This window comes from Mycobacteroides franklinii, from assembly GCF_002013895.1.
Classification (GTDB): domain Bacteria; phylum Actinomycetota; class Actinomycetes; order Mycobacteriales; family Mycobacteriaceae; genus Mycobacterium; species Mycobacterium franklinii.
Genome location: NZ_MAFQ01000009.1, coordinates 46,227 through 63,494, shown reverse-complemented (window position 1 = coordinate 63,494; position 17,268 = coordinate 46,227). Strand labels below are relative to the sequence as shown.

The window sequence follows — 17,268 nt, the reverse complement described above, 5'->3', positions numbered from 1 at the left end:
CGAGCAGGAGATGACTTTCTCGGCGCGTTCGGTGCTAGCAATCGGTAGCTGAGGGCTATCGTAAGGACCATGACGCTTGCCGACAGTCCGGTCTTCACCGTTGAGGTCCTGGTAACGGGCGTGCACGCGAATGGGTTTGGTGAGGTAGGCGATGGTCGTAGCTTCGCTTTCCGCATCGAGGACTCGTTGCTGCGTGTCGAGATCTACCGAGCCTTCCTTACCGAGCTGGTTCCCGACGACAGCGATGTGGTGGCGGTGGGAACCCGGCCGATCACCGATATCGACGTCACCGATGAACGCAGCGTTGTTGCCGCGGTGCGCGATCTGGTTGCCGACGCGCAGCCGGTGAGCACCAGCCGGGTCGCCCGGCTGCTGGCCGGCTAGGGCGATCTGCCGGCGCGTCCAGTACGGTCGCTGTCGTGGATTCGGCTGTAGCGGCAATGTCCTGGTTGCAGGTGATCGTGCTGGCGGTGGTCCAGGGGCTCACCGAGTTCCTGCCGGTCTCGTCGTCCGGTCACCTGGCCATCGTGTCGCGGTTGTTCTTCCACGAGGATGCCGGTGCGTCCTTCACCGCGGTCAGTCAACTGGGTACCGAGGCGGCGGTGTTGCTCTATTTTGCCAAGGATATTTGGCGCATCCTCCGTGCCTGGTTTGACGGGCTTTTCGTCAAGGCGCACAGAAACTTTGACTACTGGATGGGTTGGTACGTCATTGTCGGCACCCTGCCTATCGGGATTCTGGGTCTGGCGTTCAAAGATCAAATCCGTTCCGGTGCAAGGAATTTGTGGTTGATCTCGGCCTCTCTCGTTATCTTCGCGCTGGTCATCGCTGCCGCCGAGTACTACGGGCGTCAGGTGCGCCACACCGAACAGCTGACCATGAAGGACGCTGTGATTGTCGGCAGCGCACAGGCTTTGGCGCTCATTCCGGGCGTGTCCCGGTCGGGCGCCACCATTAGCGCGGGGCTGTTCCTCGGCCTGGATCGCGCCGCCTCCGCCCGATTTGGATTTCTGCTGGCGATTCCCGCGGTGCTGGCTTCCGGTCTGTTCTCGCTACCCGACGCCTTCCATCCGGTCACCGAGGGCATGAGCGCGACGGGCCCGCAGTTGCTGGTGGCCACACTGATCGCATTCGTCATCGGCTACGCGGCCGTCGCCTGGTTACTGAGGTTCATCAGTAACCACAGCATGTACTGGTTCGTGGGATACCGCGTGGTCCTGGGTCTGACGGTGATGGGCCTGCTGGCTACCGGTGTGGTGAGCGCGTCATGACGGTAATCCTGTTGCGCCATGGCCGATCCACCTCGAATGTCGCCCACACTCTGGCCGGCCGAAGTCCCGGTGTCGAGCTCGACGAGAAGGGGCAGATCCAGGCCCGTGGCGTGGTCGAGCGCCTGGGCGCGGTGACGGTCCAGGCGATCGTCACGTCGCCCCTGCTGCGGTGCGAGCAGACCGTGGCGCCGCTGGCGGCGGCGTTGCACCTGACACCGATCGTCGAGGACCGGCTCGCGGAAGTGGACTACGGGCAGTGGACGGGCCGCCAGATCGCCGAGTTGCTGTCCGAACCCCTGTGGAAGGTGGTCCAGCAGCAGCCCAGCGCGGCGCGGTTCCCGGACGGTGAGGGCCTCGCGGAGGTTCAGGCGCGGGCGGTGGCCGCCGTGCGCGAGCACGACCGGAAGCTGTCCGAGGAACGTGGCGGCGACTGCGTCTGGGTGGCGTGCACTCACGGAGATGTCATCAAGTCGGTGTTGGCCGATGCGCTCGGCACCCACTTGGACGCCTTCCAGCGCATCGTGGCCGATCCGGCATCGATGAGTGTGGTGCGCTACACCGAGCTGCGGCCCTTCGTCGTGCACATGAACCACACCGGTCAAGACCTGTCCAGCGCGCTGGGCGCCCGGCCGCCCGAGAAGCCCGCCGGGGGGGCCTCCGACGCGACAGTCGGCGGTACCACCGACTAGCGGTATTTTTGGAGGCATCATGCCGCGATCGATTCACGTATTCCGCAGCCCGGACCGTTTCGTCGCCGGAACAGTCGGGGAGCCGGGGAACCGTACGTTCTACCTGCAGGCTGTCCACGAAACCCGGATCGTCAGCGTGATGCTGGAGAAGCAACAGGTGTCGGTGCTCGCCGAACGCATCGGAACGCTGCTATCGGAGGTTAATCGCCGATTCGGAACCCCGATTCCGCCGGAACCGGAGGTGGTTGATGACCTCAATCCACTGGTGATGCCAGTGGACGCGGAGTTCCGGGTCGGCACCATGGGACTGGGCTGGGACGCCGAGGCCAATTCGGTGGTTGTCGAACTGCTTGCCGTCAGCGAGCAGGAATTTGATGCCTCAGTGGTGCTGGACGACTCCGAGGACGGCCCGGACGCCGTTCGGGTGTTCCTGTCGCTGGAAGCGGCACGACAGTTCGCAACCCGCTCCACCAGGGTGGTTTCCGCGGGCCGGCCCCCGTGCCCACTGTGCGAGGAGCCGCTCGATCCGGCCGGACACATCTGCGTGCGTACCAATGGTTACCGCCGCGGAACGGTGCCCGGGGCGACAGATGACACCGAGTCCTGAGTATTACGCCGCGATCCGTGACGGTGAGCTCACCGTCATCGGGCGCATCCGGTCGGCGAGTAACGCCACGTTTCTGTGCGAGACGCAGTCCCAGTCGGGGGACAGCGTGCACTGTGTCTACAAACCGGTCCGGGGGGAGCAGCCGCTCTGGGACTTCCCGGACGGCACCCTGGCCGGCCGCGAGGTTGCGGCATATTTGATCTCGGCCGAATTGGGCTGGAATGTGGTGCCGTACACGGTATTTCGCGACGGCCCGGCCGGGGTTGGCATGGTGCAGCGGTGGATCCACGAGCCGGAGTTGCCCGACGGTGTTCCGGACCTGGTCGACATCTGTCTGCCCGATACCCTGCCGCCGGGCTACCTGCCGATCTTGCGGGCGCTGGATGCCGATGGTGCCGAAATCGTGTTGGTGCACGCCGATGACGCGCTGCTGCGCCGGATGGCGGTGTTCGACACCTTGGTGAACAACGCCGACCGCAAGGGCGGTCACGTCTTGCGGGGCGCCGACGGCGGCGTCTACGGCGTCGATCACGGCATCTGCCTGCATGCCGAGGACAAGCTCCGGACCGTCCTGTGGGGTTGGGCGGGCAAGCCGGTCGAACCCGAGTTACTCGCCGATGTGGTTCGCCTCGAGGAGGTATTGCGCGGGGAATTCGGTGCTGCCCTGGCGGCCCACGTCACTGTGGACGAAGTGACCGCTTTGCGGCAACGCGCTGCGATGATGCTGGATGAACCGACGATGCCGATGCCCGATCGCAACAGGCCCATACCGTGGCCCGCCTTTTGATTGCCGATCGTCTAGCCTGGTCGGCACAGCGCGCACCGCGTCGGTGCGGATCGGGTTAGCGGGGGTGCAGACATGACAGGACCGAACGACCCGTACCAGTACGGGGGAGCGGCACAGTGGGGCGCGCCCGAGCAGCCGACTCAGGACCACTGGCAGGCAGCGCCGCCGCCGGACCAGTTCGGATATGCGCAGCAACAGTTCGGCCACGCACCCGCGGACTACCCGGATGATTCGATCGGCCGTCTGTACGACGGGGTCCCGCAGGGGTATCCGGTTCCGCCGATGTATCCGGGACTTCCTGGGCAGGACCCCTATGGGCAGCAGAAACAGTCCAAACCATGGATTCTGATCGCCTCGATCGCGGGCGCCGTCGTCGTCGTGCTGGCGTTGGTCCTGGTGCTGATCATGAGTAGGGATAGCGATCCGAGGCAGTCGGCCAGCTCGCCGACCAGCACCACGGTTTCGTATGCGAACCCCGAATTACCGACAGCCGGTGGCGCGCCGACATATCTGACGCCGCCCGTGCAGCCGCCTGCCGCGCCGATGCCCGTCCCGCCTCCGGCACCGACGGGCCCGCCCAAGGCTGCCGGGCAGGTGGCCGCCGTCGGTGACTGCATCGCGCTGGCTGCCCCCTCGGACTACAAGGCGGTGGCGTGTACCGACCCCAAGGCGGCATGGCGCGTGATCGAAGTGGTTCCGGGCGGCAAATGCCGAGCGACGTACACGGGATTTACCGCTGGTGATTTCTCCTACTGCATTGCCCCGCAACTGCGGGTCGGCTCCTGCTATCAGACGGCTGTGGTGATGGGAAGCACCGTGTTCGTGGCGGCCGATTCCTGCCAGTCACCGAAGGCTTTCCCGGTGTTGTTCGTGATCCAGGGGACGAAGGAAGCGGCGCAATGCAAGGGCAAGCCCGGTGTTGTTCATTCCTTCGCGTTCCCTGATCCGCCGATGGCGATCTGTACGGGCGAATTCGCGCCGTGATCTTGGAATCTGGGATCAGTCGACTCTAGGGAAATCGCTTCCCACCAGGGAGAACGAGACCATAAAATCGTCTCCTCATCAGAGGGGACATCATGATCACACATTTCCGCCGGCTTTCGGCTGCCGGTTTTCTTGCTGCTTCGGTCGTGGCGGGGATCGGCCTTGCCGCACCGGCGCACGCCGACGGCGAGGTTGAGTTTCTGCAGATGTTGAACGACACCACGCCGGGTACCGCGATCTTTGGCGGTGCCTCTGCCCGATACCTGGCCAGCGGCTACCGGGCGTGTGATGCGTTGAGGTCGGGGGCGTCCAAAGACGACGCGATTGCCGCCGCCACTGTGTTTCCGGGCATTCAGGCTCGATGGGAAGTGGCCTCAATTGTGGATATCGCCCCGAAAACCCTGTGCCCTGACGTCAAACACTGACGTCTAGCGCGGTGGTCCGCTCTCGATGCGGGCGCGCAACGCGGCCAGTGGATTCTGGTGTTCGGCGTGCCAATCCGAGTCCAGGTACCAGGTGTAGCCGACATCGCGTAGGGTCGCGACCTTCTCGCGGGTGACCTCGAGATCGTTCCAGTCGGTGGTCGTCTCGTACACCACGTCGTAGTTGTTGTCGTACCCCAATTCGCCTCGCAGCGAATGAATTTCGCGTGCGGCGTCGAGCCAGCGGTCCACTGGTGGATGGAAGTCGAATTGTCCGTCGGCGGTGGTGATGTTGGGCAGCAGTCCGTCGCAGCGGGCGGCGCGGGCCATGGACCTATCCGCTCCGAGCAGACCCACACACCAGGTGGTGATGCGTGGCCGCTGTGCCGGGGGATCTGGTACCAGATGCGTCGTCGGGGTGACCTGGTAGTGCTTGCCCTGGTAGCTGAAGGGTTGGCCTTCCCACAACCCGAACAGGACGTCGAGGCCCTCGTCGAGTAGCTCGGCACGGGTCGTGCGGCCCTGGTCGCGCTCGAAGGCCAGCCAATTGTCATGCAGTGCACCCATTCCCACGGACAGGATGACTCGTCCGCCGGAGAGTCGGTCCAGCGTCGCGGTGGTCGATGCCAGATCCCACGGTTTGCGGCGCGACAGGGGAGTAAGCATGGTGCCGAGCTTGATCCGGTTGGTGCGCATGGCCGCGGCGGTCAGTGCGACCCAGGCGTCGACACCCCAGACCGGTTCCCAGCCGAAGATCGCATCCCACCCCGCTTCTTCGGCGAGGGGCGCCAGCTCGGCGACGTCGGCGGCGTCTCCCGTTGTCAGGACGATTCCGTATTGGATGCAGGCGGTCATGGGCGCGAGTATGCCGACGGGGTGTGACAAATCCTGATCGGGTAATACTGACCGGGTGACTCTTTCCGATGCCGCACTTGCCGCAGAACTTGCCCACGACGCCGGACAGCTGTTGTTGCAGGTGCGTGCCGAGATCGGGTTCGACGACCCCAAGGCGCTCGGCGCGGCCGGTGACAAGCGGGCGAACACGCTGCTGTTGGAGCGGCTGGCGGCGGAGCGTCCCGCGGACGCGGTGCTCTCGGAAGAGGCCGTGGACGACAAGGCACGCCTTGGCGCACAGCGCGTGTGGATCATCGATCCGCTCGATGGCACCCGCGAATTCGGGATCGAGGGTCGCAATGACTGGGCGGTGCATGTGGCCCTGTGGCAGGCGGACCCGGAGGGACAACACGGGGGTGGTTCGATCACCGATGCTGCCGTGGCGCTGCCCGGTGCGGGCACCGTTTTTCGTACCGACGAGACCCGGGTGGTGCCTTCGGCGCGTGCTGAATCGGACCCGATCCGGATCGTGGCCAGTGCCAGCCGCGCACCCAAATTCCTGACCGATATGGCCCAGCGACTCAACATCGAGCTCATCCCGATGGGTTCGGCCGGCGCCAAGGCCATGGCGGTGGTGCGCGGTGAGGCTGACGCCTATTTGCACGGCGGCGGGCAATGGGAATGGGATTCGGCAGCTCCGGCCGGGGTGGTGCTGGCTGCCGGGCTGCATGCCTCACGGCTCGATGGCTCTGCGCTGCGGTACAACGAACCGCATCCGTACCTGCCGGACCTGATCATGTGCCGTCCGGACTTGGCGCCGCTGCTGCTGGACGCGGTCGCCGGGCGCGTCTAACCACCCCATAAGGTGTGGGTATGCAGTCGTGGGCGTCGGCGCCGGTTCCTGAACTCGACGGTCGTGGTCCGCAATTGCGGCTGTACGACACCGCCGACCGTCAGGTACGGCCGGTAACGCCCTCATCGGGTCCGGGGGCGGCCGCGACCATGTATGTATGCGGGATCACCCCGTATGACGCCACCCACCTGGGCCATGCCGCAACGTATCTCACGTTCGACCTGATCTATCGGCAGTGGCTCGACGCGGGCCTGGATGTGCACTACGTGCAGAACGTCACCGATATCGACGACCCGCTCTTCGAAAGGGCCGATCGCGACGGAATCGATTGGCGCGAGCTGGGCGACCGGGAAACCGACCTGTTCCGCAGCGATATGACCGCGCTGCGGGTGCTGGCGCCGCGAGAGTACGTGCGTGCCACCGAGTCGATCGCCTGCATCATCGAACTCGTCGAGAAGATGCTCGCGTCGGGGGCCGCGTATGTGGTGGACGATCCGGAGTATCCTGACGTGTACTTCCGTGTCGATGCCACCGAACAGTTCGGGTACGAGTCGGGCTACGACATCGGGACCATGTCGCGCCTTTTCGCCGAGCGTGGCGGCGACCCGGATCGTCCCGGTAAGGCCAATGAGCTCGATGCTCTGCTGTGGCGGGCCGCGAGGCCCGGGGAGCCGAGCTGGGAGGCGTCATTCGGGCCGGGCCGTCCCGGCTGGCATGTCGAATGTTCGGCGATCGTGCTGCGTGAGCTCGGCGCCGGTATCGACATCCAGGGCGGTGGCAGCGATCTGATCTTCCCGCACCACGAATACAGCGCCGCGCACGCCGAAGCCGTTACCGCACAACGCCGATTCGCGCGGCACTACGTGCACGCCGGAATGATCGGGTGGGACGGGCACAAGATGTCCAAGAGCCGGGGAAACCTGGTGAAGGTATCGGGACTGACGGCCCAGGGGGTGGATCCCGCCGCGATCAGGCTTGGGTTGCTGGCCGGCCACTACCGCGCCGATCGTTCGTGGAGCGATGCCGTGCTCGGCGATGCCCAGAGCCGGTTGGCCCGCTGGCGCCATGCGGCGGCCCTCCCGACCGCACCGAGCGCCCGCGATGTGGTGTCGCGGGTCCGGCGCTATCTGGCGGACGATCTTGATACACCGAAAGCCCTTGCTGCCCTGGATAACTGGGTGACCGACGCCCTGGCTTATGGTGGCCACGATGCCGCGGCGGGCACCCAGGTGCGCGATGCGGTGGATGCCCTGCTGGGAGTGCAGCTGTAGCGTCGTCGCATGGGTTCAACGGCGAACAACATCGCAGGCAAGACCGTGATGATCACCGGCGGTGCCGGCGGTATCGGTGTGGAAGTCGCACACAGGCTGCATGCCAAGGGGGCCAACCTTGTGCTGACCGATCTGGACGAGGCCAAACTCGACGCGATTGCCAACGAACTGGGCCGTGACCGCGTGCAGGTGGCCGTCGCCGATGTGTGTGATTTGGCTGCCATGGAAAAGGCCGTCGCGCGGGCCGTTGAGCGGTTCGGTGGGATCGATGTGCTGCTGGCCAACGCGGGCCTGTTGACGTTCGGTTCGGTGCTGCAGATCGATCCGGCCACCTTCAAGAAGCTGATTGATGTCAACGTGCTCGGGGTGTTTCACACGGTGCGCGCTGCCCTGCCATCGGTGATCGAACGGCAGGGGTACGTGCTCGTCGTGTCCTCGCTGGCGGCCTATGCCGCCGCGCCGGCGGTGACGGCGTACAACGCATCCAAGGCGGCCGCCGAGCACTTCGCCAACGCCCTGCGCCTGGAGGTGGCACATCACGGTGTCGACGTCGGATCGGCGCACATGTCGTGGATCGATACCTCGATGGTGAATGACCAGAAGGCCAATCTGTCGGCGTTCTCGGAGATGTTGACCCGGCTGCCACCGCCGCTGGACAGGGTGACCTCGGTCGAGGCATGTGGCAAGGCGTTCGTGAAGGGTATTGAAAAGCGACGTAGGCGCATCAACTGTCCCGCATGGGTGGGTGTGACGCGCTGGATCAAGCCGGTGATGTCGACGTCGCTTGGCGAGATCCCGCTGCGGGGCATCGCTCCCGAATTCCTGCCACGGATAGACGCCGAGGTCGCCGCCTTGCAACGCGCCGCACGCGACGGCGCCGATCGGGGATAACGAAGCTTTCCACCCGCCTGGATACCCACTTTAATACCCACTACGGGTATGGGGTGTGAGTGTAGGGTGGCCCCATGGCGCTCAATGGTGATCGTGTGGTGGGGCGTGGGGCCCCCATCACCGTGTCGGCATTGCTGAGGGCGCTGCTGATCCTCGCGGTCTTGCTGGTAGCGGTGCTGAAATGCCCGCAGACCAGCGACGCGACCACCGGAATCACCGGCGGTGCGGCGGCCGTGTCGACGCACATCGCCGAAATTCCGCACGTGCTCGCTGCCGCCGTTGACGGGGGAAATCATCACGAGTGCCGTACGCCGCCGGTAACCGCGGCAATTGCCGCCGTGGGCAGCGCCCCGCATGGCTGGGTCATCGCGCCGGCGATGATGTCGTTCGTCGCACTCGCTCTGTGGGTGGCATGGAGTCCGCGCAAGCGTGGCCCACCCCGGCAACGTCCCCATTGGTTGTTGAGAAGCGGCCGTGACCATCTTCTGCGTTTCTGTGTGATGCGGCGCTGATTGGCATTCGCGTGTGCCTTTTCGACATGGCACCGGCCCGATAGTCGCTCTGCGCTGTCGGCCGCCAATCAGTCATGGCTTCAACACCTTCCACTCAAGGACACGATCATCGTGACTTCATCATCTTCATCTTCTTTGTCTTTGCCGTGCTTCCGAGTTACCGGATCCATCGGCGGCCTGGCCTTGGCGGCGGGGCTCGCCGCCGTCGTATTTTCTGCTCCGGCCGCCGCGGGTCCGGCACAACCCGGGCCGCAAGCCCCGGGTAACGCCCAGGCCATGGTCGCCGAACTGAAGGGGCGCGGGGACCAGGTCATCATCAACCGCAGCGGGCCCGCCAAACCGATGTCCCAATGCCGGGCCACGTCGATACGTGTCGGTCGACATATCTACAAACAGGTGCCGCAGCGCAAGGGGCCGCCGACCAGATCGCTGGACTCGCACGTCATGTACCTCATGGTGCAGTGCTAGGGATCCTCGTGTACCGCATACAGTTTCCGTGCCGTGCAGGTCTGGCGGCAGCGTTCCTGGTGGCGGCGCTGGCCGTCGTCACGCCTCCAGCGGCGTCGGCAGGCCCCGCGGCCCCCAATGCACTGCAAGTGATCACGCAGTTGCAACGCCAAGGCGACAAGGTCATCGTCCACAGGACCGGCGGCAAGCCGTTGCAGATGTGTTCCGTGACGTCGGTGCGCGAAGGCAAGTCCGAGTACTGGTGGACCTCTCCCCGGGTGGCGGACCCCAGTCCCAAAAAACGCGCCAACGGGGTCGGGTCCCAACTGATGTATCGCACCATGGACGTCGACGTTCAATGTTGACCGAGGTGAGCGACCCGTTGACGGGTACCCCTAGGGGGTATTTAATGGCGGTATGAGCTCGCATTCGGATCACCCGGAACATCCGACCGGGCACGATGCTTCACACGAGCATCACGGCCATGCCGGACACGGCGATCATGTCGGGCAGTTCCGTCGGCTGTTCTGGATCATGCTGGTGCTCTCGATACCGGTGGTGGCGTTCAATGACATGTTCGCGATGGTCATCGGTTATCAGCTGCCGGCCACCGGATGGGTTCCGTGGGTATCGCCGGTGCTGGGCACCGTCATCTATTTCTGGGGCGGCAAACCCTTCCTGGAAGGCGCGGTCGCCGAGGTCCGCAGTCGTAAGCCCGGAATGATGCTGCTGATCGGGCTGGCGATCACGGTGGCCTTCACCGCGTCATGGGGCGCCAGTCTCCGGTTCCTGGATCACCAGCTCAATTTCTGGTGGGAACTGGCGCTTCTCGTGGTGATCATGTTGCTGGGTCACTGGATTGAGATGCGGTCGCTGGCGCAGACCACGTCCGCGCTCGATTCCTTGGCGGCACTGCTGCCGGATACCGCCGAGCGGGTCGAAGGAGACACGGTGGTGCCGGTGCCGCCTGCCGATCTGCGGGCGGGCGACATCGTCGTCGTCCGCCCGGGCGGCTCGGTGCCCGCCGATGGCCGGATCACCGAGGGCAGTGCGCATCTGGACGAATCGATGGTGACGGGGGAGTCTCGCCCGGTGCGGCGTGCGGTCGGCGATCAGGTGGTCGCGGGCACGGTAGCCACCGATTCCGGTCTGCGCGTGGAAGTCACGGCGGTGGGTGCGGACACCACACTCGCCGGAATCCAGCGCCTGGTCGCGGATGCTCAGGCATCCAGCTCACGCGCTCAGCGGATCGCCGATACGGCCGCGGGCTGGTTGTTCTGGTTCGCGCTCGGCGCGGCCGTGCTGACGGCTGTGGCCTGGACGATCCTGGGGGCGCCCGATACCGCGGTGGTTCGCGTGATCACGGTGCTGGTGATCGCCTGCCCGCACGCGTTGGGCCTGGCCATTCCGCTCGTCGTTTCCATCGCCACCGAACGCGCGGCCCGGGGCGGGGTCTTGGTGAAGGACCGTCTTGCCCTGGAGCAGATGCGCACCGTGGACGTCGTGCTGTTCGACAAGACGGGCACGCTGACAAAGGGCGCCCCCACGGTGACGGGTGTCGAACCCGTCGCCGGGCGCGACGCCGATACCGTGTTGACGCTTGCGGCCGCGGCGGAAACCGACAGTGAGCATCCGCTGGCGCGCGCCATCGTGGAGGCCGCCCGTGGCCGGGGATTGCGCATCGCTGCGGCAGCTGGCTTTTCCTCCGAGCCGGCGCTGGGTGTCACCGCTGATGTTGATGGGGTGCAGGTCGCGGTCGGTGGCCCCGCCTTACTGAAAAGACATGGGATACAAGAGCTGCCGATCGCACAGAGATGGCGCGGCGAGGGCGCCATCATTCTGCACGTGCTCACCGATGGGCGGGTTGCCGGCGCGCTGCGGTTGGCCGATGACATCCGGCCGGAGTCCCGGGACACCGTGGATGCGTTGCACCGGCTGGGCATATCGGTCGTCATGATCACGGGCGATGCGCATGCCGTGGCGAACACGGTGGCAGCCGAGCTCGGTGTGGACCGAGTGTTCGCCGAGGTACGGCCCGAGGACAAGGTGGCGGCGGTGGCGCAGCTGCAGTCCGAGGGACATATCGTGGCGATGGTCGGCGACGGTGTCAACGACGCTCCCGCACTGGCGCAGGCCGACGTGGGCATTGCCATCGGTGCGGGAACCGATGTCGCCATCGCCTCCGCGGGTGTCATCCTGGGCAGCTCGGACCCGCGGTCGGTGCTCTCGGTCATCGAATTGTCGCGCGCCAGCTATCGCAAGATGAAGCAAAACCTTTGGTGGGCAGCGGGGTACAACCTGATCTCGGTTCCATTGGCGGCCGGGGTCCTCGCCCCGATCGGATTCGTGCTCCCGATGAGCGTGGGAGCCATCCTCATGTCCGCGTCCACCGTGGTCGTCGCGCTCAACGCACAACTGCTGCGCCGCTTGGATATCCGACCGGAACAATCCGTGCGGCGAATCCTCACCGCGTCTGGGCGGTGAGCGCGTCGATCACATGATCCACCGAGGCGCCGCCGAGCAGATCTTGCACGGGCAGCTCGAAGTCGAGCTCGGCCTGCACACGCCGGCGAAATTCCAGTGCCTGCAATGAATCCAGGCCCATCGCGACCATCGGCATGGCGGTGTCGATGGAGTCGGCGTGATCGGCGCCGATGACCTCGGCGAGTAGTTGTACCAGATGTCCGGATCGGTTCTCGGGCACCACCACGGCGGGGCGAATCACCTCGGCGGGAGGCACCGGCGCGCTGTTCTCCTCAAGCTCGGAGAGCAACGGTCCGTAGCCGAACACGCCCAGCATCGCGCGGGCCTGGGTCAGGTCGAACGCGCCGACAAGAGCGTTGTCGGTGTGGTGTCCCATGCCGACGGCAAGGGCGTCAGCGGGGCGCATCGGGTGCACTCCCGCGGCGGCCAGTTTCGCAATACCCGTGTCATCGAGATCGAGGTGCACGGTCCACTGCCCCCATTGCACGGAAACGCAATCCAGCCCGGCGGCCCGACGGCGGGAAGCGAGCACGTCCAGCATCCGGTTGCCCGCGGCATACATCAGCTGGCCCTTACCGCCGATCGTCGCGGCCAGGGAGGAACACAACATGACGCGGCAGGAATCGGTGCGGGGCACGGCATCGAGCACATTCACGATGCCGCCGACCTTGGCGCGCAACGCCTCCTGGAACTTGGCGGCAGTAACCTCGGCGAGCGGGATATCCGAATAATCCACCGCCGCATGGATGATGAGGTCCGCGGGTGCTTCGGCTAGCTGAGCGGCGAGCTCGGCGACGGCGCCCGGATCGGTCACATCGCAGCGGAGCGCACGAACCGTGGCGCCGGAGCTGCGCCGGATGGCATCGAGGCGTCCGGTCACCGCGTCGGTCTCGCCGGAACGGCTGATCAACGTGATCTGACGGGTGCCCAGACGGGCATAGTGCTCGCAGAATTCTTGGCCGAGTTTTCCGGTGCCCCCGGTGATCACGACGTGCTCGGGTACCGGGGCGGCGGTCTTGGCGTCACCGTCGTGGTCTGCGTCCTGGATGCGCTTGGCGTACATGCCGTCCGCGCGCAAGGCCAGCTCCGATTCTCCGGCCGATTGCAGTGCGGCGAGGATGGTTTCGGCGCTGTCCGGGTGTGCGATATCGGGCGTGATGTCCAGATGCCGGAAGGTGACTCCGGGATGCTCGGTACCCATGCAGCGGAACGCGGCGGCGATGGCGGCGGGTACGGGATGCGATGACGCGTCATCGGCGATGACCTGCTCGCCGCCGACCGTGACGAGCCAGCATCCGGTCACAGAGCTCGACAGCTCGGGCCACCACGTGCGGTTGCCGAAGAACTGTGCCACCGCATCGGAGGCCTCATGATCACCATGCTGAGCCGACGTGGGCAACACGATGACCACGGTGTCGCCGTCGCCGGTACCGGATTCACGGGGGTCGGTGACGATCTGGGCCGACGAGCCGAAATCTGGAGCACCGTCCCGGAGGGCATCGACCAGGGGTCCAGCCTCGCCGGTGGCGTCGATAAATGCATAGGACCTGGGAGGCATCATGGAGCGCCGGGTCACCTTGGTCCATGCCTCGCGCAGGAGCCGCGGATAGGCCCGCGAGTCGATATTGTCTGGCGCGGGTTCAGGCTTCGGCGCGGTCGCGGGTTGGTTCGGCGCCGAAACCGCACCTGCCGAGCGGTACGACAGCCACAGCGCAATGTCGTTGTTCTGCACGTTCGGGAAATCGCGCAGCGGCAGCGAAACGGCGGGGGATGTCTCGGTGCGTAGTGCATCCCAGTTGTAGCCGAGATCGTGCACGGCGAGGTTGGCCAGATTCGCGGTGAACTCGGACAGATCTGTTGCGTTCCGGTTGGACGTACCCACCACGCAGGCGGTGCGTTCGGAGCCCAGCGCCGCAAGGTTCTCCCGGATCGCCAGCTGCAGCGTGGGGTGCGCGGCCAGCTCCACGAAGGTGTCGATGTGAGCCGCTGCTGCGGTCGCGATGGCGCGGTCGAAGCGCACCACATTGCGCAGATTCCAGAACCAGTACTGATCGACGGGCAGGTCGCAGTTGATTGCGCTGCCGAGTGTCGCTCCGATGCAATCGATGTCCGAGGCGGCGAACTCGCCGGCGCCGAGATGCCCGACAAGTGCCTTGCGAATCTCGGTACCGATCGAGGCGATCATGCTGGTATGTGCGGGGTAGCGCACGGGAATCACTCGCGCGAAGACCCCGTCCTCGGTGAGACGTTCGACGATCTGGTGAACGGTCGCGTGTTGGCCGGAGATCCCCACCATCGAGGGAGAGTTGATCACCGAGAGCTCGGCCCAACCGGATTGCCGGGCAAGAAGTTCCTCACAGGTATCGCGGTCGGCCGCGATGACCGCCATGGCGTAGTCGTCCGCGGGGAACTCGTCGGCGATTCCGGCTCGGGTACCGACGACGGTCACTGCGTCGGCAAGAGACATGATGCCGGCGACGTATGCCGCGGCGATCTCGCCCTGACTGTGCCCGATGGCCGCGTCGGGGGTGACGCCCACCGAGCGCCACAGCGCCGCCAGGCCTGTCATCTGAGTGAACAGGGCGGGCTGGACGACGCGCGCACTGTCGTCGTTGGTCAGACTTTCGTCGAGCAGATAACTCAACGGTGAGCGGCCGAATTGTCTCTCGAACTGTTCTGCGCAGCGGTCTACCTCGGTGCGGAAGTCGGGGAATGCGTCGTAGAAGAGCCGTCCCATTCCGGGGCGCTGTCCGCCCTGCCCGGGAAACACGAATCCGTGGCGGCGCGTGGTTGCGGGTTCGGTGTTGCGGACCACGAGCGGGTGTTCGACGTCGGTGACCACGGCGCGCAGCGCGGTGACGAGTTGATCGTGGTCCACGACGGTGGCCAGTGCCCGGTATCGGCGCGCGACGCGGGTCCGAAAGAGCATGCCCGCGATGCGATGTGGCGCGATTCGCGGGTGATCGACAACGTACGCGAGAAGCGCCGACGCCTCACGGCGAAGCACCTCCGGGGTGTCCGCGGAAAGCAGGACGGGGATGGTCCCGTTCGGTAAGCGGTGGCTAGAAATCGTCGCCGTCCTCTCCCTCGGTGTCCATAGCAGGCATCGCGATGATGGCGTGCGCATTGGCGCCCCCGGCTCCGAAGGATGAGACGGCGCCGTATCGGATGCCGTTCCTGGGTTCCCAGGGGTGCAGTTTCGTGGCCAGGCGAATGCCGGTCATCGACCAGTCGATCTTGGTGGTGGGGTTGTCCGCGAAGAGCGTCGGCGGGATGTGCCCGTGCTGTCCGGACAGCAGGAGCTTGATCAGGCCCACCATTCCCGCTGCGGATTGTGCATGTCCGGCATTGGATTTCGCCGACCCGAGGAGTGCATTCGAGCCGCCCGCGCCGTACGTGCTCTGCAGAGCCATGATCTCCAGCGGATCGCCGGCGCGCGTACCGGTGCCGTGTCCCTCGAGCATCCCGATATCGGCGGGGTCGACACCTGATGCGGCGATGGTGGCCGCGACGAGTTTCGCCTGCGCACGTCCCCGGGGCACGAGGATGGGCTTGCCTCCGCCGTTGTGGTTGGTGCGGATAGCCATGATGCGTCCATACACCCGGTGCCCCAGGGCGCGTGCGCGCGATTCACGTTCCAGTACAACCATTCCCACGGCCTCACCCCAGAGGGTGCCATTGGCCTCGTCGGAGTATGAGCGGCAGTGTCCGTCGGGGTCGAGTGCGTGCATGCGTGAGAACTCGTAAAACCCACCGGGTGAGCCCATGACGCAGACGCCACCCGCGATAGCCCACTCGCATTCCTCGGCGCGCACCGCGGCGGCCGCGATATGCAATGCCGCCAGTGAGGACGCGCACGCCGAGTCGACGCACACCGAGGGCCCGATCAGACCCAGCCCATGCGAGATTCGGCCGGCGGCACCCAGCTGTCCACGGCCGACCACCCGCATTCCGTTGTGCGCGTTGATCTCGCCGGTCGGCGGCCCGTATTCGTTGGGTGATATGCCGATGAAGCAGCCCGCTTCGGAGCCATCGAGTGAACCCGGGTTGAGGCCGGTGTTTTCCAGGGCCTTCCAGGCCACCCGCATGGCCAACCGTTGCTGCGGGTCCATGGCGACGGCTTCACGCTGGGTAATGCCATAGAAGGTGGGATCGAAAGCGCTTGCATCGGTGAGGAATCCGCCGGCATCGGAAACACGGCCCCAGCCCTCGAGGTTGGACAGCGACAGCAGCTGTTCGATGGGCCAGTCCCGATCGCGGGGGAACGGACCGATGAGCTCGCTGCCGTCGGCCAGAGCGTTCCAGAACGCCGTGGGGGTGTCTATTCCACCGGGCGCCTCGATCGCCATTCCGGAGATGACGACGGGATCGGCGTCGGCGGCGCTCATCGTTGTGGTGTGGCCGCGTGGGCGGTGTTCGCGGTGAGGAGTTCGGCCAGGGCCTCTGTCTGCGCATTCAGGAAGAAATGTCCGCCGTCGAACAACGTCACGTCCAGTTCGTCGGTGTGCTTGCCCCAGCCGTACAAATCGCGCATCGTGATCATGGGGTCCTGGTCGCCGCCGATCGCATGGATACGCGCCGCGATCTTGACGCCGTCGGCGCATTCGTATGTGTTGAAGGCTCGGTAGTCGCCCTTCATGACGGGCAGCGCCATCCGCATCACATCGAGGTTGCCCATCACGGCGGAGTTGGTGCCCTCGAGGGCACCCATATGCGCGAGCACCGCGTCGTCATCGGTGGGCAGGGCTGGTTTCTCGGCGATATTGCACGGCGCCACCGCCGAGGAAACGGTCAGCTGCTGCACGTCCAGACCGGCAGCCTGGGCCAGCCGGGCGAACTCGAACGAGACCACCGCCCCCATGCTGTGGCCGAAGGTGTGGAGGGGAGCGCGGCGATTGTGCTCCGACGACTGGAACTCGGTGAAGGCTCCCGCGGCGATTTCGGGGAGAGTCGGTAGGGCCGGTTCTCCTGCGCGATCCTGTCTTCCCGGGTATTGGAAGATAAGGACATTGAAATTCGCTGCGGATGCTTTGGAGAGCGTGCGATACGCCGAAGCGCCGGCACCGGCATGCGGAAAGATCAGCAGCAATGGTGCGTCGGGTGACTCCGGCTTGTGGAATTGCCTGATCCATCCGAGTTTGCGATCCACGTCGAGCTTCCTTCCAGCTTGCGGATAGTTAGATTAGCCTAACGTAACCCGTGATGGCGGCACGCGG

General features: G+C 65.6%; 18 protein-coding genes. 14 read left to right on the top strand and 4 right to left on the bottom strand.

From position 1 onward, the window contains the following. Positions 1-69: 69 nt before the first annotated feature. From B4393_RS16255 to B4393_RS16225, 7 genes are all read left to right on the top strand, one after another. Positions 70-384, top strand: a complete 315-nt coding sequence (locus B4393_RS16255; protein ID WP_078334969.1) for a hypothetical protein — start codon at positions 70-72, stop codon at positions 382-384. Between the two features lie 56 nt (positions 385-440). Beyond that, complete coding sequence (locus tag B4393_RS16250) at positions 441-1,271, top strand: undecaprenyl-diphosphate phosphatase (RefSeq protein WP_078334968.1); 831 nt, start codon at positions 441-443, stop codon at positions 1,269-1,271. Continuing rightward, positions 1,268-1,960, top strand: coding sequence for a histidine phosphatase family protein (locus B4393_RS16245; RefSeq protein WP_078334967.1), 693 nt, complete (start codon positions 1,268-1,270; stop codon positions 1,958-1,960). The genes B4393_RS16250 and B4393_RS16245 overlap by 4 nt, the downstream gene beginning before the upstream one ends. Positions 1,961-1,979: 19 nt before the next feature. Further along, on the top strand, positions 1,980-2,567 hold the full coding sequence (locus B4393_RS16240) for a DUF3090 domain-containing protein (RefSeq protein ID WP_078334966.1): 588 nt from the start codon (positions 1,980-1,982) through the stop codon (positions 2,565-2,567). Then, on the top strand, positions 2,551-3,354 hold the full coding sequence (locus tag B4393_RS16235; RefSeq protein WP_078334965.1) for an SCO1664 family protein: 804 nt from the start codon (positions 2,551-2,553) through the stop codon (positions 3,352-3,354). The genes B4393_RS16240 and B4393_RS16235 overlap by 17 nt, the downstream gene beginning before the upstream one ends. Positions 3,355-3,426: 72 nt before the next feature. Continuing rightward, complete coding sequence (locus B4393_RS16230; RefSeq protein ID WP_078334964.1) at positions 3,427-4,338, top strand: LppU/SCO3897 family protein; 912 nt, start codon at positions 3,427-3,429, stop codon at positions 4,336-4,338. 92 nt (positions 4,339-4,430) lie between these two features. Beyond that, entirely contained in the window at positions 4,431-4,763 is a 333-nt protein-coding gene (locus B4393_RS16225; RefSeq protein ID WP_078334963.1) for a DUF732 domain-containing protein, read from the top strand. A 3-nt stretch (positions 4,764-4,766) separates the two neighbouring features. Here the strand turns inward: B4393_RS16225 and B4393_RS16220 are convergent, their stop codons facing one another. Continuing rightward, entirely contained in the window at positions 4,767-5,615 is an 849-nt protein-coding gene (locus B4393_RS16220) for an LLM class flavin-dependent oxidoreductase (protein ID WP_078334962.1), read from the bottom strand. A 55-nt stretch (positions 5,616-5,670) separates the two neighbouring features. Between B4393_RS16220 and B4393_RS16215 the strand changes: the two genes are divergently transcribed. The 7 genes from B4393_RS16215 (at position 5,671) to B4393_RS16185 (ending at position 12,052) form a co-directional block, all read left to right on the top strand. Then, positions 5,671-6,447 (top strand): 3'(2'),5'-bisphosphate nucleotidase CysQ, encoded by a 777-nt coding sequence (locus B4393_RS16215; protein ID WP_078334961.1) that lies wholly within the window; start codon positions 5,671-5,673, stop codon positions 6,445-6,447. Positions 6,448-6,467: 20 nt separating this feature from the next. Continuing rightward, positions 6,468-7,718, top strand: coding sequence for a cysteine--1-D-myo-inosityl 2-amino-2-deoxy-alpha-D-glucopyranoside ligase (gene mshC / locus B4393_RS16210; RefSeq protein ID WP_078334960.1), 1,251 nt, complete (start codon positions 6,468-6,470; stop codon positions 7,716-7,718). A gap of 9 nt (positions 7,719-7,727) precedes the next feature. Beyond that, on the top strand, positions 7,728-8,609 hold the full coding sequence (locus tag B4393_RS16205) for an SDR family oxidoreductase (protein ID WP_078334959.1): 882 nt from the start codon (positions 7,728-7,730) through the stop codon (positions 8,607-8,609). A gap of 74 nt (positions 8,610-8,683) precedes the next feature. Beyond that, positions 8,684-9,121, top strand: a complete 438-nt coding sequence (locus B4393_RS16200; RefSeq protein WP_078334958.1) for a hypothetical protein — start codon at positions 8,684-8,686, stop codon at positions 9,119-9,121. A gap of 54 nt (positions 9,122-9,175) precedes the next feature. Then, positions 9,176-9,589 (top strand): hypothetical protein, encoded by a 414-nt coding sequence (locus tag B4393_RS16195; RefSeq protein ID WP_413816152.1) that lies wholly within the window; start codon positions 9,176-9,178, stop codon positions 9,587-9,589. A gap of 8 nt (positions 9,590-9,597) precedes the next feature. Next, positions 9,598-9,933: a hypothetical protein gene (locus tag B4393_RS16190; RefSeq protein WP_078335121.1), complete on the top strand. Its 336-nt coding sequence runs from the start codon at positions 9,598-9,600 to the stop codon at positions 9,931-9,933. Positions 9,934-10,102: 169 nt separating this feature from the next. Continuing rightward, positions 10,103-12,052, top strand: a complete 1,950-nt coding sequence (locus B4393_RS16185) for a copper-translocating P-type ATPase (protein WP_109558561.1) — start codon at positions 10,103-10,105, stop codon at positions 12,050-12,052. On the opposite strand, the gene nbtC is transcribed toward B4393_RS16185, so the two are convergent. Genes nbtC through B4393_RS16170 form a run of 3 tightly spaced genes read right to left on the bottom strand, consistent with a single transcriptional unit; the run spans position 12,033 to position 17,201 of the window. Further along, positions 12,033-15,059, bottom strand: a complete 3,027-nt coding sequence (gene nbtC, locus B4393_RS16180) for a nocobactin polyketide synthase NbtC (RefSeq protein ID WP_078334955.1) — start codon at positions 15,057-15,059, stop codon at positions 12,033-12,035. The genes B4393_RS16185 and nbtC overlap by 20 nt on opposite strands. A 55-nt stretch (positions 15,060-15,114) precedes the next feature. Further along, complete coding sequence (locus B4393_RS16175; protein WP_078334954.1) at positions 15,115-16,440, bottom strand: beta-ketoacyl [acyl carrier protein] synthase domain-containing protein; 1,326 nt, start codon at positions 16,438-16,440, stop codon at positions 15,115-15,117. Next, on the bottom strand, positions 16,437-17,201 hold the full coding sequence (locus B4393_RS16170; RefSeq protein WP_078334953.1) for a thioesterase II family protein: 765 nt from the start codon (positions 17,199-17,201) through the stop codon (positions 16,437-16,439). The genes B4393_RS16175 and B4393_RS16170 overlap by 4 nt, the downstream gene beginning before the upstream one ends. Between the last annotated feature and the right edge of the window lie 67 nt (positions 17,202-17,268).

Coding starts and splice junctions, on each gene's coding strand:
- B4393_RS16175 (WP_078334954.1), bottom strand. CDS start 16,440: ATGAGCGCCGCCGACGCCGATCCCGTCGTCATCTCCGGAATGGCGATC.
- mshC (WP_078334960.1), top strand. CDS start 6,468: ATGCAGTCGTGGGCGTCGGCGCCGGTTCCTGAACTCGACGGTCGTGGT.
- B4393_RS16235 (WP_078334965.1), top strand. CDS start 2,551: ATGACACCGAGTCCTGAGTATTACGCCGCGATCCGTGACGGTGAGCTC.
- B4393_RS16245 (WP_078334967.1), top strand. CDS start 1,268: ATGACGGTAATCCTGTTGCGCCATGGCCGATCCACCTCGAATGTCGCC.
- B4393_RS16255 (WP_078334969.1), top strand. CDS start 70: ATGACGCTTGCCGACAGTCCGGTCTTCACCGTTGAGGTCCTGGTAACG.
- B4393_RS16220 (WP_078334962.1), bottom strand. CDS start 5,615: ATGACCGCCTGCATCCAATACGGAATCGTCCTGACAACGGGAGACGCC.
- B4393_RS16250 (WP_078334968.1), top strand. CDS start 441: ATGTCCTGGTTGCAGGTGATCGTGCTGGCGGTGGTCCAGGGGCTCACC.
- B4393_RS16230 (WP_078334964.1), top strand. CDS start 3,427: ATGACAGGACCGAACGACCCGTACCAGTACGGGGGAGCGGCACAGTGG.
- B4393_RS16225 (WP_078334963.1), top strand. CDS start 4,431: ATGATCACACATTTCCGCCGGCTTTCGGCTGCCGGTTTTCTTGCTGCT.
- B4393_RS16205 (WP_078334959.1), top strand. CDS start 7,728: ATGGGTTCAACGGCGAACAACATCGCAGGCAAGACCGTGATGATCACC.
- B4393_RS16185 (WP_109558561.1), top strand. CDS start 10,103: ATGCTGGTGCTCTCGATACCGGTGGTGGCGTTCAATGACATGTTCGCG.
- B4393_RS16240 (WP_078334966.1), top strand. CDS start 1,980: ATGCCGCGATCGATTCACGTATTCCGCAGCCCGGACCGTTTCGTCGCC.
- B4393_RS16200 (WP_078334958.1), top strand. CDS start 8,684: ATGGCGCTCAATGGTGATCGTGTGGTGGGGCGTGGGGCCCCCATCACC.